This is a genomic window from Kribbella sp. CA-294648, assembly GCF_050943845.1.
Taxonomy (GTDB): Bacteria; Actinomycetota; Actinomycetes; order Propionibacteriales; family Kribbellaceae; genus Kribbella.
This window is the reverse complement of the sequence record NZ_CP191981.1, coordinates 7912406-7929164: the sequence shown is the minus strand read 5'-3', so window position 1 is coordinate 7929164 and position 16759 is coordinate 7912406. Positions and strand designations below refer to the sequence as shown.

Sequence of the window (16759 nt, the reverse complement as noted above, 5' to 3'; positions counted from 1 at the left end):
GTGTGGGCCTGGATGAGGACTTACCCGGGAGCTGCTGGAACGCCGACGATGGGCTCATGACTCAGACTGCTCTGCTTGTGATCGACGTTCAGGAATCGTTTCGCACCCGGGAGAACTGGAGTGCCGTGAACCACCCCGACATCGCCGACCGGGTTAACCGCCTTGTCCACGCTGCCCGCGCCAGCGGCGACCTGGTCGTCTGGGTGCTGCACTCGGAGCCCGGTACCGGCGGCGCCTTCGACCCCGCTAACGGACATGTCCGCTTCATCGACGGACTCGAGCCCACCGACGGCGAACCGGTGCTGACGAAGACGGCGCACAACGCTTTCACCACCACCAATCTGCAGCAGTTGCTTACCCAGCAGGGCGTCCGCGAACTCGTGATCAGCGGGATCCGGACCGAGCAGTGCTGCGAGACGACCGCTCGCGTCGCGTCCGATCTCGGGTACGACGTCGTGTTCGTCACCGAGGCCACCGCGACGACTCCGCTGCCGCACTGGACGATGCCTGCCGACGCGACGCTGGCCGAAGTACTGGCCGATCCGCGGACATTGTCGCCGGAGACGATCACGGAGCGCACGGAGTACGCGCTGGCCGGCCGGTTCGCCACCATCCGGACACTGGACGAGGTGGCGCCCGCAGTCATGGCATCCTGACCGGATCATGCCGACCCGAGTCGTCTTCTTCCTGCTGCCGAAACTGCACCTGCTGGACCTCGCCGGTCCGGCCCAGGTGTTCTCGACCGCGAACGACCTCGGATACGGCTACGAGTTGACGTACGTCGCGGAGAGCCCGGACATCCTGACCGCGCAGGGCGTGCCGGTCCGGGCGCGGCTGGAGTGGCCGGAGCTCGGGCCGGCTGACCTCATCGTCGTACCGGGCTGGCGGTCGCCGCGACTGGCGCCGACTCCGCAGATGACGGCGGCGACCAAGCAGCGGCTGCGGGCTCATCATGCGGGCGGTGGTTCGGTCGCCAGTGTGTGTTCGGGTGCTGATGCGCTCGGCGCCGCCGGCCTGCTGAACGGCCGGCGCTACACCACGCACCACGACCTCACCGATGAACTCGCGGCGCGCTATCCGAAGGCGAACATCGTCCGCGACGTCCTGTACGTCGTCGACGACCGCGTGATCACCTCCGCCGGAATCGCCAGCGGGATCGACCTGGCACTGCACCTGGTCGCCACGGCACGGGGCGCCGAGGCGGCCGCTCGGGTGGCGCGCCAGATGGTTGTCTATGCGCGCCGCAACGGCGACGACCTGCAAGACAGCGTGATGCTCCGCCACCGCGGCCACCTCAGCGACCTCGCGCACCGAGTCCAAGACGTCATCGACAGCCGGTACGCCGAACCGCTGCGGCTGGCTGAGCTCGCTGCGAACGTGGGCGTCAGCGAACGGACGCTGACCCGCATCTTCACCCAGGCAACAGGTCTGACACCCCTGCGATACCAGCAACTGCTCCGGCTGGAGCGAGCCGAACACCTGATCGGCCACGGCGCGACCGTCGAAGCAGCAGCCCGCGCCGTCGGCTTCGAAGACGCCCGCATGCTCCGCCGCCTCCGAGCCCGCTCCCTCGCCAGCTAACCCCCACCACCACCACCTCGCCGCGCTGGGCGCCACGTCGGCGATGCCTGGATGCTAACGGGCGCCGGCCGTCCATTGCGGCGACTCCTGCCGGTGGTTGGGTTGCCGCGGTTGCGCGCCCTGGCGCTTACCTCAGCAGGCCGTCCGACCGGGGAGAAAAATGTACCCGGATCGGGCCACGCCCCTCCCCGGTCGCCGACAAAACCCTCCCCAAACCCCACCGGGCAAACGCCCACGCAGCTCAACCCCACGAGGCGAACGCCCACGCAGGCCCAACCCCACGGGGCGAACGCCCACGCAGGCGCAACCCCGCCGAAGTACGGGGACACGCCGAGGTAAGCGTTCACCGGGTGGGGTTGTGTGTGCCTGGATGACCGGGCGTCACTGCAACAGACCCGGCACCAGTCGCCTGGGGGCAGCACCTTGGGTCGTGACACGACTTCGTGTGTGCTTGACGAATCGGGGCCGGCGAAAGGTAGACCTAGCACCCCTGTCGTCCGGGGGCTGACACTCCTGAGATCTCCTGCTGCTGGCGTCAGGCTCGAAGTCGACCGGGCAGGGCGCCCGTGCGGGGACGGCGAGAGGTAACAGGATGAACAGGGGATCGGTGACGGTGCGCGTGGCGCGCTGGAGTGCAACCCATCCAGGGCGGGCGATCGGCCTCTGGCTGATGCTCGTCATTGTCGCGGTCGGGTTGATGATCGCGGTTCCGAAACAACAGACCAAGGCGGAGGACACCTGGATCGGCCAGTCCGGGACCGCCTCCGAGTTGATCCGTGAGGCCGGGCTCGAGAACAAGCCGTCCGAGACGGTGCTGCTGACCGATCCGGACGGCCCGCTGGACAAGGCCGCCGCCACCGCGGCGTTCACCCAGTTGCAGCAGAAGATGACCGCGATCGACGCCGTCGCCGAGGTCGGTCAGCCGATCTGGGCCGCCAACGGCAAAGCCGCGCTGCTGCCGGTGTCATTGAAGGGCAACGCCGACGACGCCGCCGACCACGTCGAAAAGTTGCAGGCGGCAACCAAAGAAGTGCAGGAGGCCAACCCGTCGCTGACCATCGAGCAGGCTGGTACTGCCTCGATGAACGCGGGCATCTGGAAGCAGGTCGGCTCCGACCTGGCCAGGGCCGAGAAGATCAGCCTGCCGTTGACGTTCGCGCTGATGCTGCTCGCGTTCGGTGCGCTGATCGCGGCCGGGATCCCGGTCCTGCTGGCGTTCTCCGCGGTCGGTGCGGCACTCGGCTTCTACGCGCCGCTGTCGTACCTGTTCCCCGACGGCGGATCGGTCGCGAACGTCGTACTGCTGATCGGGATGGCGGTCGGCGTCGACTACTCGCTGTTCTATCTGAAGCGTGAGCGCGAGGAACGGCGGCGTGGGCACGGCACGGTGGACGCCGTCGAGATCGCCGCGGCCACTTCGGGACACTCGGTGGTTGTCTCCGGCCTTGCGGTGATCGTGTCGATGGCGGGGCTGTACATCGCGAAGGACCCGGTCTTCTCGTCGATGGCGACAGCGACGATCGTGGTGGTCGCGGTGGCGGTCCTCGGTTCGCTCACCGTCCTGCCGGCCCTGCTGGCCAAGCTGGGTCACCGCGTCGACCGTCCGCGCGTCCCGCTGCTGTGGCGCTTGAACCGGCGGATCGGCCCGGGTGGCATCAGCCGCCGCATCCTGGCCCCCGTACTGCGCTTTCCGAAGGTCGCGCTGGTCGGCTCGGCCGTCGTGGTGGTGGCGCTCGTCGTACCGGCGCTGGGGATGAAGACGGAGCCGGGCGGGTTGAGCACGTTGCCGCAGAGCATTCCCGAGGTGCGCACGATGAACGCGCTGCAGCAGAACTTCCCGTCCCAGGGCATGGCGTACGACGTGGTCGCGAAGGGCGACGGCGCGGTCGCCGGGCTCACCAAACTGCAGCAGGCCGCGGTGGACAGCAAGGAGTTCGTGGTGACGCCGGGCAGCGAGATCCGGGAAGCTGGCGGGACCGCAGTACTGACTGTGGTGTCGGTGCGGCCGGATACGAGTGAGGATGCGCGGGCGGCGCTGGAGCGGTTGCGGAACGACCTGGTTCCGCAGGCGTTGAACGGGACGACGTGGGCGGTCGGTGGCGAGACGGCGCAGTCGGTCGACTACGGGCAGCACCAGCGGGACCAGTTGCCTTACGTCATCGCCTTCGTGCTCATCCTGACGCTGCTGATGATGGCCTTCACCTTCCGCAGCCTGGCGATCGCACTCGTCACGACGGTGCTGAACCTGGCCTCCGTCGGAGCCTGCTTCGGCGTACTGGCGCTGGTCTTCCAGCACACCTGGGCCGAAGGGCTGCTGGACTTCACCTCACCGGGCTTCGTGGTGTCGTGGATCCCGGTCTTCCTGTTCGTCATCCTGGTCGGGTTGTCGATGGACTACCACGTGTTCGTCCTCAGCCGGATCCGTGAAGGCGTCGAGGCGGGACTGTCGGCGCAGGAGGCGGTCCGCAAGGGTGTGGTCGAGTCGGCCGGTGTGGTGACCAGCGCGGCCGCCGTGATGGTGTCGGTGTTCGCGGTCTTCGCCTCGCTCGGGATGATCGAGATGAAGCAGATGGGGGTCGGCCTGGCGGTTGCCGTCCTGATCGACGCCACCCTGGTCCGCATCGTGATCCTGCCGTCGATCATGGTCCTGCTGGGACGCAAGGCGTGGTGGCCGAACAAGCTGTCCGCCCAGCAGCCTGCTGCTACCGGTGAGCGCGAGCTCGTCACGGTCTGACCAACCAGAGGGCCGGCGAGATCCATCTCGCCGGCCCTCTCAGCATTGCTACTTGAGTTTGTACGCCGCGGTCAGCTTGGCGATCGCGGCGCTGAGCTCACCGCTGAGAGCCAGGTGCTCCGCATCGGCGGTGAGCTTCGACGTCGCCTCGTCGAGGTTCTGGCCGATCTGGTCCTGGGCAATCCAGCGCGCCGCGGCGACAACTGCGTCGCCGTCGCCGAAGGAGTCGACCTTCGAACGCTGCAGATACTTACCAGCCTGACCCAACGCTGTCAGCGCAGATGTTGCCTGCGGCCCCGACCAGTCCTTCACGCGCAAGGCCAGGTCCAGATAGATGACCGAGGCAAGCACGTTCGGATCGAGCAAGCCCTTCCGCAGCAGGGCATTCTTTGCATCGAGCAACTGCTGGCGAGCCGCCGCCTGACTGGTCAGACCCCAGCCGAACGGGTACTGCGGGTCGTACGCCGCGTCGCCGACGTTGATCGGCTGCTGCTCGACCGACTTCGCCCAGGTCACCGGGAGTCGACCGGTGAAGGGCTTCTTGCCGAACAGGACGTCCGCGACGCCGGCGCCTTCGGTGCCGGGCAGCCAGGACGCGACCAGTGCGTTGATCTTGCCGAGCTGGTCGGCGATCACCTGCGGACGCCCGGAGACGACCAGGACGACACACTTCATCACCGCGCACACCTTGTCCACCGCAGCCTTGTCGGCGGCGTTCAGGCCGAGCGTGTGACCGTTGTTGCCGACGTCACCGATGCCTTCGGCGTACGGCTTCTCGCCGACCACGACGACACCCACATCGTGTCCCTCCACCGGAGCCGAAGCGTCCTGGCTGAACGTCGCCGTCGGTGCGACCTGCTTGATCCCGTCGAGGATCGTCGTACCGGTGGTGGTGTTGCCGGAGGCGCCTTGCCAGGTGATGCTCCAGCCACCCATCTGGTTGCCCAGGTCGTTGGCGTTGCTGCCGGCAACGTAGATCTTCGCGGTCGGGGCCAAGGGCAACAGGTTGCCGTCGTTCTTCAGCAGCACCTGCGACTTGGCCGCGGCTTCCCGGCCGACCGCGCGGTGGGCGGCCGAACCGACACTGGTCAGCTTGCTCGGATCGGCGTACGGGCGCTCGAAGAGGCCGAGCTTGAACTTCTCGGTCAGGATCCGGCTGACCGCGTCGTCCACCCGGGCCTGCGGGACGCGGCCCGCGGTGACCTCGTCGGTCAGCCCCTGGGTGAAGCCCTGGTAGTTGGTCGGCACCATGATCATGTCGAGCCCGGCGTTGATCGAGGTCCGGATGTCGCTCGGGTAGTCGCCGGGCAGCTGGTCGATCGCCTGCCAGTCGCTGATCACGAAACCCTTGAAGCCCATCCGGTTCTTGAGCACACCGTTGATCAACTCGGCGTGGCCGTGCATCTTCAGCGGACCCTGGTCGTCACCGATGATGTCGACACTCGAGTACGACGGCATCACGGTGCCGACGCCGAGGTCGACCGTCGTCTTGAACGGCGCGAGGTGAATGTCCTCGAGCTGCTGCCGAGTGACCTCGGTGACGCCCTGGTCGATCTTGTAGCTGCCGGTCGTCGAGGACCCGTACGTCGTACCGCCGTCGCCGACGTAGTGCTTGGCGCTGGCGAGCACGTGGTTGCTCTGGGCGAGCTGGCTGCCGTCGGCCTTGCCCTGCATGCCGGTGACGACACTGGCCATCAACTTCACCAGCGCGGGATCCTCGGAGAAGCCCTCGTACGCGCGGCCCCAACGGTCGTCGCGCACCACGCAGACACACGGTGCGAAGTCCCACGGGACGCCGGTCGCGCGAACCTCGGTCGCAGTCACCTCGCCGGTCCGCCTCGAGAGGTCGGGGTCATGCGTCGCGCCCATGCCGATGTTGTGCGGCAGGATCGTCGCGCCGATCACGTTGTTGTGCCCGTGCACCGCGTCGACGCCGTAGATCAGCGGCACCTGCAACCGGGTCGCCTGTGCGTTCAGTTGGAAGCTGTCGATCATCGCGGCCCAGCCGGCCGGGGTGTTCGGCGTCGGCACCGAACCGCCACCGGACAGCAGCGATCCGAGCGCGTACGTCGCGATGTCGCTCTTCGACCGCAACGCGTTCCGCTCGGCCTGGGTCATCTGGCCGACCTTCTCGGCCAGCGTCATCCGGGCGAGCAGGTCCTTCACCCGGAGCTTCACCGGGAGCTTGCTGTTCAGGTACGGCAGGTCGTGGGCGTTGATGACCACCTGCGGCGTGACGGTCGGTGCCTTCGCGCCGGTCACCGTGAGTTCCAGCGGAACGGTCTCGGCGACCTCGGCGGTCTTGTCCTTCTTGGTGGCGACCTGGACGACCTGGGACGCGCCGGACGCAGTACCGGCTGGGAAGGTGAAGGTGCCCGAGACCGGTTGGTAGTCGCTCGCACCGGCCGTTCCGGTACCTGTGCGGTACTCGACGGTGACGGGCTCCTCCAACGGGACGCCGCCGGTGGTCGCGAGGGTGAGCTTCACCTGGGCGGTGCTGCCTTCTTTGACCGGGTAAACCCCAGCGTCGGTGACGACACTCGCCTTCAGGGCCGGGTCGGCCTTGCCGAAGACCTCGACCTGGTCGATGGCGAACTCACCAGGTGCCCCGCCCGGCATGGTGAACGCGTAGCCCCACATCTGGGTCAGGTTGAGGATCTGGTCGATCCCGCCGACCGGCTGGTAGTCGCCGCGGTAGACCAGGTCGCTGAACGGGATCTCGACCAGGTGCCAGCCCTGCCAGTCGTCGGTGAAACTCGTGTTCCACAGCTCGGAGGCCTCGGCGTTCGCGCCGCCGTCCTTGATCTCGAAGAAGATCCGCTTACCGGAGCCGGGCGGCAACGGCGCGGTGTTCTGCCCGTACCACCAGAACCGGATGCCCTTGTGGGTCGACCAGTTGCCCGGGTTCTGGTCGAACGTGACGTCGTGACTGAAACCGCCCCAGCCGCTGATGTTGTAGCTGCCGTGCAGCACCTTTTCGCCGGCCGGTGCGTCGGCGCGCGCCTGGAACTCCATCGTGGGCGGATCGTCGGCGTCGCTGCCCCAGCCGAAGATGCCGGGGTTGGGCGGCGAGGCGAACGCCTCGGCTCCCTCGAACGCGGCCAGCACGATCGGCGCCGGCTCGTCGGCGGCCGCCTGCGCGACCGCCCCGAGCGGTAGCAGTCCGGTCACCAGGGCGGCCACCGTGATGAGGGTCGTACGCCGGCTGGGCGGGCGGAATCTGGGCGGGCGGAATCCAGGCCTGGGCATGGGCGACTCCTCGAGTTCGGGCGCGAGCCGCACGCTCGCATCGGCCCGACTCTCAGCCCTCCCGAGCGCCCGGTCAAGACCCTGCCGGTTCCGGAACTAGAGCGCTCTCACACCGCCGCCCACCGTGAGCCCCCGAGAGGGCTCACGGCCGGCGTGACTCAGTAGGCCTGGGTGCCGAGGCCCTTGCGGAGGGACGCCGTACAGAACGCCGCGAAGTTGGTCGCGTTGGTGATTGAGCCGCTGGTCCGCCCGATCCGGCGCAGTACGGCGGTGGAATCGCCCTGGGTCTCCGGTCCCCAGCTGCCGTCGACCCCGGTGCCGAGGCCCCAGACGTAGCGGCAGGCGCCCTGGACGATGTAGATCTGCGAGGAGGACCCCGTGTTGAACGTCGCGCCGCCCCCGCCGTACACCTGGTTGTCGACGTGCATGTGGTTGTGGTGCTGGCTGTTGTCCTTGTAGGTGAGGACGTGCCGGAACCAGCGCATGTAGCCGGCCGCCGTGGCCCAGTACCTGCGCTGGTACGTCGCCGCGTTGCTGTAGTTCTTCCAGACGTCGTACCGCATGCTGATCGTGCTGTCGGCGCCGGTGCTGCTGTTGCGGTAGAAGATCCGGCCGATGTCGAAGGCGCGGCCCTCACCGTGCATCCCTGGCTTGTCGGTGTAGGCGCCGTAGGAATAGATCCGCCAGGGCGCGCCCCACGAGACCGGCGCGTTGGAGTCCATGTACGTCCTCCACGCGGCCAGCTGGTTGTAGAAGGTCGAGTTGAAGGTGAAGCTGCTCGCTCGGCCGGTCGGTTCGTAGTACAGGGCGCAGCCGGTCACGCCGAGGTAGTTCCGGGTGACCATCGCCATCGGCTCGATCTCGGGCAGTTCGGCGGCCAGCGCGCGACCGGGCAGGATCAGGCCGGCGGCACCGGCCGACCCGGCGATCAGCAACTTGCGACGGGACAGGTTCGCGGTCATCACAACTCCTTGTTCGATGGGCGGAACAACTCGTGGACGGAACAGCGTGCGGGTGTGCTCATCCCCGCTGGGCGAGGACGATCGTGGCTGCGTAACCGGCATCTCTGGAGCCGGCCTGGGTCCGGAAGAAGGCGAGGTGACCGTCGTGCCAGTCGACGCCGCCGGGCTCCGGATGCTGGGTGAGCCCGCTGCCGCCGGGCCGGGTCAGTGCCTTGTTTGCTTCCGGCAACGTCGCGGTCGCGGTCATCGCGCCGGTCGCCCGATCCACCCGCACGAGGGCGCCGGGATCATCCTTGGTCGGCAGCAGGTAGACGAGTGGTTGCCCTTGCGGATCCAGTCCGACCGGCTCGGTGACCTTGTGCTCGGAATCCCACTCCGACCGCCACAGCTGCTTGCCGGAGCCGACGTGGTACGCCGCGATGCCGTTGCGCTGGGGGAGGACCAGGGTGCCCCCGGAGACGACATGCCGCGAACAGTCGTGCAGCCCGGCGCCACCGGCCAGCTCGCAGGGATCCAGCCCGGAGCGGCTGGTGAGATTGACGACGACCTGATGCTTGCCGGTCCGTGGGTCGACCCGCCAGATCTCCTTCTGGGCAGCGACGCCGATGACGCGGATGAGCAGGGGATCCACCGAGAGCACACCCATCAGGAAGGTCGTCCGCTTGCCGTGGACGGGCAGCTTGTACTGCCACAAGGTCTTGCCGGCGGCATCGAATCCCAGCAGCTGCCGGCCCCGGTCGCCCGACCGCGAGCAGTTGCGATACGCCAGCCCGGTGGTCCCGATCGCGTCGAAATGGCTGGTGAAGCAGCCGGCCTTCGGATCCGGATGATGGATCACCGCACCGCTGGCCAGGTTGAGGATGTGGCCACCTCTGGAGGTGGGGACATAGAGGCGGTCACCGAGAATCGCCGGATGGTGGTCGTACTGCGGGAAGTCCAGCGGACCCGGCTTGAGCCGCGGATCTCCGGACGGAGCAAGTGCCTTAGACCACACCACCTTGCCGTTGGCGAGATCGACCACGCTCACCCGCCGGCACCCGTCCCGCCGAGTCCCCTGCAGGACTGCGACGTACCCCTTGCCGGACAGCTGCCTCGACGCATTGCAGTAGCGGTTGTCCGGCATCGCCAGCTTGTACGCCGTCCTGCCGGTGGCGAGGTCGTAGGCGACCAACTCGTCCGGCATGGCGCGAACCAGGTACTTCTCGGTCCACCACCGGGCACCCAGCTGGTCGTTGCCTTCCTTCGGCCGGTAGTTCGGCGCGAACCGCTCCTGCAGCACGTACTGGAGCTCGCGGTCGATGTCGAGTCGCGAATCACCGAACAGCCCGAGTTCGTTCCGGAAGTAGTAGACCCCGCCGCCGGCGGCGCCGATCAGTGCGACAACGAGCACCAGCACCACCGCAACGAGCCCGCCCTTTTTCGGCTTCCGATGACCGGGGCCGGGCGGCTGCGGCCAGTACGGCGTGGGCGGTGGGCCGTATCCGCCGGGAGGCCCGTACTGCGGCGGGCCGTGAGCACCAGGCGGCGGCCCATACGCGCCGGGCGGCGGCCCGTACTGACCTGGTGGTGGTCCGTAGGGGCCGGGGGGAGGGGGCGGTTGGCTGGAGGACACAGACGGAAGTGAACCGCCGTCCGGTGACGCCCGGTAGAGGTGTCGGGCGATCAGAAAGCGACCGGAAAGCAGGCAGAAAGCGGCTTCTCAGATGCTGGTTACATGCCCAGCAACTGCCGTACCTCCACCGCCTCAGGCGAGCCGTAGGCCTCGAACATGTTCAGCGCTTCGCGGAGCTGCTCGGGACTGGAGCCGGCCTCACCCAGCAGCCGCAGCGCCCGCGCGAGCCCGAGGAAGTGCCCGGTGCGCTGCTGGATCGACAAGGCTTCCTCGCCACACTCGATCGCCTTCTCCGCCTGGCCCAGGGCCAGCTCGACCCGCCCTAGCGTGACGACCGCCTCAGCGCGCTGGACCGGCCCCCACCGCCAGCTCCTGGCCAGCTCGACCGCCATGCCGGCATGGGCTTCCGCCCCCTCCAGATTGCCCGCGGCCAGCTCGGCCTCGGCCAGCCCACGAACCGCCGGAATCCTTTGCGGCAGGACGTGTCCCCGATCGGCGAACTCGACGGCCCGCTCGAAATCGTCGCGGGCCCGCTCGATCTCTCCGCGGGCGAGACAGCTGAGACCGAGGTGGTAGTGAGCATCGCTGCGGATCCACGGCTGACCTATGTCCTGGGCACGATGGACGGCCTCCGACGCCTGATCGAATGCTTCGCGCCGGCGTCCGGTCTCGCGATACCAAGTGGCGCGGTAGATGCCGAACTTGTGCGCATTGAGCTGGTCGCCGTAGCCGGCAACCGCATCCTCGGCTCGTGCGATCAGCTCGTCGATGCCGTCCAAGTGGCCGAGCATCGTGCGCAGCCCGATCAGTTCGGGCAGCGCGAGTGCAATGGCCCGGTGGCCGTCAGGGCCGGCCAGGCGGAGGATCTGCTCGCACCGCTGGGCAGCGCCGTCGAGGTCGCCGCGCAGGGTTGCGATCAGCCCGAGGTTGCCCAAGGCAGTCCTGCTGGTCGCCTCGTCGTTGTCGGGGAGGTCGAGGATGCGGGCGAGGTACTGTTCGGCCTCCTCGAGATCACCTCGGCCCTGGCGCACGATCGCGGCGACGTTGAGGCAGTAGGCGAGCAGGGGACGGTGATTCACCAGCTCGGCGTGCCGTAACGCTTCCTCCAGGAGCTCGTGCTCCACGGGAAGATCGAACCGGTGTCGCATCGCGGCGCGCTCGGCGAGCAGGTTCGCGAGTGCGTGCTGGTCACCCGCGACTCTGGCGGCTGCTGTCCCGCTCTCCGTCATCGTGTGGAGGTCGACGATGTATCCCTGGTCCGCCATCCGGTTCAGCAGCCCGGCCGTGAGGTGCCACGTCCACGGCGCGTGCTTCGGTCTGCTCGCGGCCGCTTTGACAGCGGCCGCGAGGTTGGGAAACTCGGCCCGCATCCAGGCCAGCGCCTCCTGAGGGTCGTCGAACGTGATCTCCGGGATGGCGTCGGGCAGGGGCGGAGCCGGCGGATGGCGCCGGGTCGAGGCAAACAGCCAGATGGCCGCCAGCTTCCCTTGGTGGTACCAGGCGTAGAGGCGCTCCAGCGCGTCCTCGCGGGTCTCCGTTGAGTCTTCGGCTTGGGCTCGGCGGAAGGTGTCGTCGCGGAGTAGGTCGTGGAAGCGGTAGCGGCCGAGGGCGTGTTCCTGGAGGAGGTGTGCGCTGGTGAGTTTGCGCACCGCCTTGCGGGCCGCGAAGGGCGTCGTACCGCTCATGGCCGCGACAGCGTCGACGGTGAAGTCGAGGCCGGGTACCAACCCGAGCCGGCGGAAGAGTTGGCGGGTGTCGGGATCCAGGCGTTGGTAGGACAGGTCGAAGGCGGCACTGACGGCTGAGTGCTCGTCGTCCTGCAGGGTGAGAGCGGTCGAGCCGCGTTCGTCGAGTTCGGTGAGGTAGTCGGCGATCGTGCGGTGTGGTTCGTCGGCCAGTTGGGCGGCGGCGATCCGCAACGCCAGCGGGAGGCCGGCGCAGGCTTCGACCAGGGAGTGCGCTGCGGTGGGCTCGGCGGCGAGGCGGTCGCTGCCGAGCAGGCGCGTGAGCAGGTCGCGGGCCGCCTCGGCCGGGAGTTCGGCGACGCCGATGCGATGGGCGCCTTCGCGAGCGATCAGGCCGGCGAGCTTGTTGCGGCTGGTGACAATGGTCAGGCAACCAGGTGTTGCCGGAAGCAACGGTCTGATCTGGTCGGCGGAGGCGGCGTTGTCGAGCAGCACCAGGAGCTTGCGTCCGTGCAGGACCGACCGGTACTCCGCGGTCGCGTCGGCCACGGACTCCCAAGCCTGCTTGGTGTCCACGCCGAGCCCGCGCAGCAGCTGGCCGAGCGCAGCCAGCGGATCGAGCGCTGGACCGGACGAGTGCCCACAGAGGTCGATGTAGAGCTGACCATCGCCGAACCGGTCCGCGACTTGATGCGCATACTGCAAAGCCAAACCGGTCTTGCCGATCCCGGCCATCCCGGTCAGCATCAGCAGCCCATCACCACCGTCGAGCTCCTCCAGCTCGTCCTCCCGCCCGAAGAACGCCCCGGGCGGCGGCGGCAACTGCCCCGGCCGCACAGAAACCACCCGCGCCCCCGAGCCCTGCGTTTCAGCGGAGCCCTGCGTTGCCGATGGGGAGGCTGCCGCCACCAGGTCGAGCTTCGGATCCTCACTCTGAATCGCCTCGCCCAGCTCGCGAAGCTCTCGCCCTGGTTCGGCCCGGAGCTCGCGGGCCAGTCGTTGGCGCGCCGCCCGGTAGGCGACCTCCGCCCGCGTCCGCCGCCCGGATCGATAAAGCGCCAGCATCTGCTGACCAATCAGTCGTTCCCGCAGGGGATACTCCGCGACGAGTTCGCTCAACTCAGGCACGATCTCGCGGGCCTGGCCACGAGCCAGTTCGGCTTCGAACAGTTCCTCGTACGCCGTCAGCCGCGTCTCCGCCAACCGTTGAGCCGCCGGCGCGACCACCTCGGTCTCGTCGACATCGGCGTACGGCGCACCCCGCCACAACTCCAGCGCCTCACGAAAGAGCCCGACAGCCGCATCGAGATCACCCGACTCCGCCGTACGGCGGCCCTCGTCGTGCAATCGGCCGAAGATCTCGGCATCAATCTCGTCGGGCTGGACGCACAGTTGGTAGCCGCCCGAGACGCTGATCAGTCGATCGGGGCTGTCGAGGACCTGGCGCAGCCGGTGCACGTGGACCTGCATGCTGTTGCCCGGCCGCTGCGGTGCCGAGGCACCCCACAGTGCCTCAGCCAGTAGGTCCGTCGGCACCGGACGATACGAGCGCACCAGCAACACGGCCAGCAGTTTGCGCCGCAGCTCCGAGATCGGCCCGACCACCTGCCCGTCACGGACTACTCGTACCGGTCCCAGCACCTCAAAGCGCATCCAGAACCTCCCGTACCAGTGCAGCCTCAGGCGACCCATAGGCCTCGAACATCCGCAGCGACTCCCGGACGTGCTCGCGGTCCGAGCCGGCCTCGCCCAGCAACCGATGCGCCCGCGCCCGCCCGAGGAAGTGGCCGGTTTTCCGGTAGGTCGTCATGGCTTCCTCACCACGCGCGACGGCGTCCGCAGCCCGACCGAGGGCGAGCTCGACCCTCCCGAGCGTGACGATCGCCCCGGCTCGCTGAATCGAGTTCCGGTCGGAGGTCCTGGCCAGCTCGACCGCCTTGATCGCCTGGGACTCCGCGACCAGGAGCCGTCCGGCCGCGAGTTCCGTCTCGGCCAGCCCGCGCAGGGCGGGCGTGTGGCACATCGACGGGTCCGGTGGGCTCTGCGGGTCGGCCGCCCATTTCGCGGCCGACAGAAAGGTCGCGCGAGCGGTCTCGAGATCTCCTTGCGCGAGCTGACACAGGCCCAGCTGGTACTGCGCGTCGCTGTGTGCGCGCGCCTGGTCCAGTTGTTGCGCCGAGCGGCCCGCAGCCAACGCCTGCTCGACGGCCTCGGCGAGACGCCCGGTGTCGCGGTACCAGATCGCGCGGTACAGGCAGAGCACATGCGACTTGGTCCAGTAGGCGACGCGCGTCAGCGCATCCTCCGCCCGCGCGATCAGCTCGTCGACGCCGTCCAGGCGACCGAGCATGGTGCGCGCCCGGACCAGCTCGGGCAGGGCCAGCGCAGCCATCCGGTGGTCGTTTCCGCCGCTCAGCGCGAGCAGTTGCTCGGAGATCCGCTCGTAGCTGAGGAGTTCGCCGCGCTGGTACGCGATCATGCCGAGGTTGCTCAGTGCACGGCCCTGTCCGGCCACGTCGCCGTCCGTCCGGGCCAGCTCGAAGGATCGGGTCAGGTGCTGCTCGGCGACCTCGAGATCCCCGAGAGCCATCGAGTCAGCCGCGGCGATGTTGATGCAGTAGGCGAGCAGCGGCCGGTGGCCGAGCGCTTCGGCGAGGCTGAGCGCCTCGACCAGGTGACCACCATCGAGCCGCTGGCCGTCCCGCTGCTTGGTCGCCGCGGATTCCGCCAGCATGTTCGCGAGTGCGAGGTGGTCGCCGGCTGCTCTGGCCGCGCCGATCCCGTTGTCCGCCATCGCGGTGACATCGGTCAGATAGCCCCGCTCGGCCATCGGCAGCATGACGCCGATCGCCAGCCGCCAGCTCCAATGGGCATGCTCAGGCCGACCCGCGGCGGCCTTGGCCGCGGCGCCGATGTTCGGGAACTCGGCCCTCAGCCAGGTCATCGCCGCACGCAGATCGTCGAACGTCAGCTCAGGAATGCCGGCCGGGATCGGTGGCGTGGGCGGGTGGCGGCGGATCGATGCGCGCAACGTGACGGCGGCCGCCTTGCCCTGGTAGTACCAGGCGAAGAGGCGGTCGAGCACGTCGCGGCGCGCTTGCGCGGAGTCCTCGGCTTCGGCCCGGCGCCGGGCGTCGTCACGCAGCAGGTCGTGGAAGCGGTAGCGGCCGCGTGAGTGCTCGTCGAGCAGATGCGCCGTGGTCAGCCTGCGCAGCGCGTCCCGAGCCACGGCGGGCGTCGTACCGCTCAGGGCCGCGACGGCGTCGACGGTGAAGTCGAGGCCGGGGACGAGGCCGAGGCGGCGGAAGAGTTGGCGGGTTGCGGGGTCGAGGCGTTGGTAGGAGAGGTCGAAGGCCGCGCTGACGGCGGAGTGTTCGTCGTCGTGCAGGGCGAGGGCGGTCGAGCCGTGTTCTTCGAGTTCGGTCAGGTAGTCGGCGAGGGTTCGGTGGGGTTCGTCGGCCAGTTGGGCGGCGGCGATCCGCAGGGCCAGCGGAAGGCCGGCGCAGGCTTCGATCAGAGCGGTTGCCTGGTCGGGCTCGGCGGCGAGCCGGTCACCGCCGACGAGGCGGGTGAGCAGGTCGCGGGCGGTCTCCGAGGGGAGTTCGCCGACGCCGATCCGGTGGGCGCCTTCGCGGGCGATCAGGCCGGAGAGTTTGTTCCTGCTGGTGACGACCGTGAGGCAGCCTGACGTTGCCGGTAGCAACGGTCTGACCTGTTCGGCGGAGGCGGCGTTGTCCAGCAGGACCAGGAGTTTGCGTCCGTTCAGCACGGACCGGTACTCCGCGGTGGCGTCGGCGACGGATTCCCAGGCCCGGTTGGTGTCGGCGCCCAGGCCGCGGAGCAGCTGTCCGAGCGCCGTCAACGGATCGAGGGCCGGGCCGGACGCGTGGCCGCACAGGTCGATGTAGAGCTGGCCGTCGCCGTACCGGTCCGCCACTTGGTGGGCGTACTGCAACGCCAGGCCGGTCTTGCCGATCCCGGCCATCCCGGTCAACAGCACGAGGCCATCGGTCGCCCCGCCGAGTTCGTCGAGCTCGTCTTCCCGCCCGAAGAACGCCCCGGGCGGCGGCGGCAACTGCCCCGGCCGCACTGCCACCACGTGCTGCTCCTCCGAGCCTTCAGTGCCGGAGACGTGCTCTTCTGTCGTTGCTGTCACCAGGTCGAGCTTTGGATCCTCGCGCTGAATGGCTTCGCCGAGTTCCCGAAGCTCTCGTCCTGGTTCGGCGCGGAGTTCGCGGGCCAGTCGTTGGCGTGCTGCTCGGTAGGCGACCTCCGCCCGCGTCCGCCGCCCGGATCGGTACAACGCCAGCATCTGCTGACCGATGAGTCGTTCCCGCAGCGGGTACTCCGCGGCCAGTTCGCTCAGCTCGGGCACGATCTCACGGGCCCGGCCGCGAGCCAGTTCCGTTTCGAACAGTTCCTCGTACGCGACCAGCCGGGATTCGGCCAGCCGTTGAGCGGCCGGCGCGACCACTTCGGGTTCGTCGACATCGGCGTACGGCGCCCCCCGCCACAACTCGAGGGCCTCACGAAACAGGGCAGCAGCTCCGTCGAGGTCACCCGACTCCGCCGTACGGCGACCTTCGTCGTGCAATCGGCCGAAGATCTCGGCATCAACCTCGTCGGGCTGAACGCACAGTTGGTAGCCGCCCGACACGCTGATCAGTCGATCAGGACTGTCGAGGACCTGGCGCAGCCGGTGCACGTGGACCTGCATGCTGTTGCCCGGCCGCTGCGGTGCCGAGGCACCCCACAGTGCCTCAGCCAGCACTTCCGCCGGCACCGGACGACCCGAGCGCACCAGCAACACGGCCAGCAGTCTGCGCCGCAACTCCGAGATCGGCCCGACCACCTGCCCGTCCCGAACCACTCGCACGGATCCCAGTACCTCGAAGCGCATCCCCACCTCCCGTGACCCCATCATCGACCACGAGTG

8 protein-coding genes are annotated in these 16759 nt (G+C 68.7%); 3 read left to right on the top strand and 5 right to left on the bottom strand.

Features of this window, described 5'->3' with window-relative positions:
* Positions 1-56 precede the first annotated feature (56 nt).
* The 3 genes from ACQPYM_RS37785 to ACQPYM_RS37775 all read left to right on the top strand — a co-directional run bounded on the left by ACQPYM_RS37785 (position 57) and on the right by ACQPYM_RS37775 (position 4315).
* Entirely contained in the window at positions 57-656 is a 600-nt protein-coding gene (locus ACQPYM_RS37785; protein WP_433010729.1) for a cysteine hydrolase family protein, read from the top strand.
* A gap of 7 nt (positions 657-663) precedes the next feature.
* The gene (locus ACQPYM_RS37780; protein ID WP_433010727.1) at positions 664-1581 is read left to right on the top strand and encodes a GlxA family transcriptional regulator; all 918 of its coding nucleotides are present in this window, start codon (positions 664-666) and stop codon (positions 1579-1581) included.
* A 592-nt stretch (positions 1582-2173) separates the two neighbouring features.
* A complete protein-coding gene (locus tag ACQPYM_RS37775; RefSeq protein ID WP_433010725.1) occupies positions 2174-4315 on the top strand; it encodes an MMPL family transporter in 2142 nt (713 codons plus the stop codon).
* Between the two features lie 48 nt (positions 4316-4363).
* Here the strand turns inward: ACQPYM_RS37775 and ACQPYM_RS37770 are convergent, their stop codons facing one another.
* From ACQPYM_RS37770 to ACQPYM_RS37750, 5 genes are all read right to left on the bottom strand, one after another.
* A complete protein-coding gene (locus ACQPYM_RS37770) occupies positions 4364-7564 on the bottom strand; it encodes a glycoside hydrolase family 3 N-terminal domain-containing protein (RefSeq protein ID WP_433010722.1) in 3201 nt (1066 codons plus the stop codon).
* A gap of 158 nt (positions 7565-7722) precedes the next feature.
* Entirely contained in the window at positions 7723-8526 is an 804-nt protein-coding gene (locus ACQPYM_RS37765; RefSeq protein ID WP_433010719.1) for a hypothetical protein, read from the bottom strand.
* 58 nt (positions 8527-8584) lie between these two features.
* Positions 8585-9916 carry a PQQ-binding-like beta-propeller repeat protein gene (locus ACQPYM_RS37760; protein WP_433010716.1) on the bottom strand — a complete coding sequence of 444 codons (1332 nt, stop codon included), beginning with the start codon at positions 9914-9916 and terminating at the stop codon, positions 8585-8587.
* A 320-nt stretch (positions 9917-10236) separates the two neighbouring features.
* Positions 10237-13476, bottom strand: a complete 3240-nt coding sequence (locus tag ACQPYM_RS37755; protein ID WP_433010713.1) for an AfsR/SARP family transcriptional regulator — start codon at positions 13474-13476, stop codon at positions 10237-10239.
* Positions 13466-16723, bottom strand: a complete 3258-nt coding sequence (locus ACQPYM_RS37750) for an AfsR/SARP family transcriptional regulator (protein WP_433010710.1) — start codon at positions 16721-16723, stop codon at positions 13466-13468. Before ACQPYM_RS37750 ends, ACQPYM_RS37755 begins: the two co-directional genes overlap by 11 nt.
* Between the last annotated feature and the right edge of the window lie 36 nt (positions 16724-16759).

What these genes read in the sequence shown, in the direction of transcription:
- ACQPYM_RS37785 (WP_433010729.1), top strand. Translation starts at nt 57, where the DNA reads ATGACTCAGACTGCTCTGCTTGTGATCGACGTTCAGGAATCGTTTCGC.
- ACQPYM_RS37780 (WP_433010727.1), top strand. Translation starts at nt 664, where the DNA reads ATGCCGACCCGAGTCGTCTTCTTCCTGCTGCCGAAACTGCACCTGCTG.
- ACQPYM_RS37775 (WP_433010725.1), top strand. Translation starts at nt 2,174, where the DNA reads ATGAACAGGGGATCGGTGACGGTGCGCGTGGCGCGCTGGAGTGCAACC.
- ACQPYM_RS37770 (WP_433010722.1), bottom strand. Translation starts at nt 7,564, where the DNA reads ATGCCCAGGCCTGGATTCCGCCCGCCCAGATTCCGCCCGCCCAGCCGG.
- ACQPYM_RS37765 (WP_433010719.1), bottom strand. Translation starts at nt 8,526, where the DNA reads ATGACCGCGAACCTGTCCCGTCGCAAGTTGCTGATCGCCGGGTCGGCC.
- ACQPYM_RS37755 (WP_433010713.1), bottom strand. Translation starts at nt 13,476, where the DNA reads ATGCGCTTTGAGGTGCTGGGACCGGTACGAGTAGTCCGTGACGGGCAG.
- ACQPYM_RS37750 (WP_433010710.1), bottom strand. Translation starts at nt 16,723, where the DNA reads ATGCGCTTCGAGGTACTGGGATCCGTGCGAGTGGTTCGGGACGGGCAG.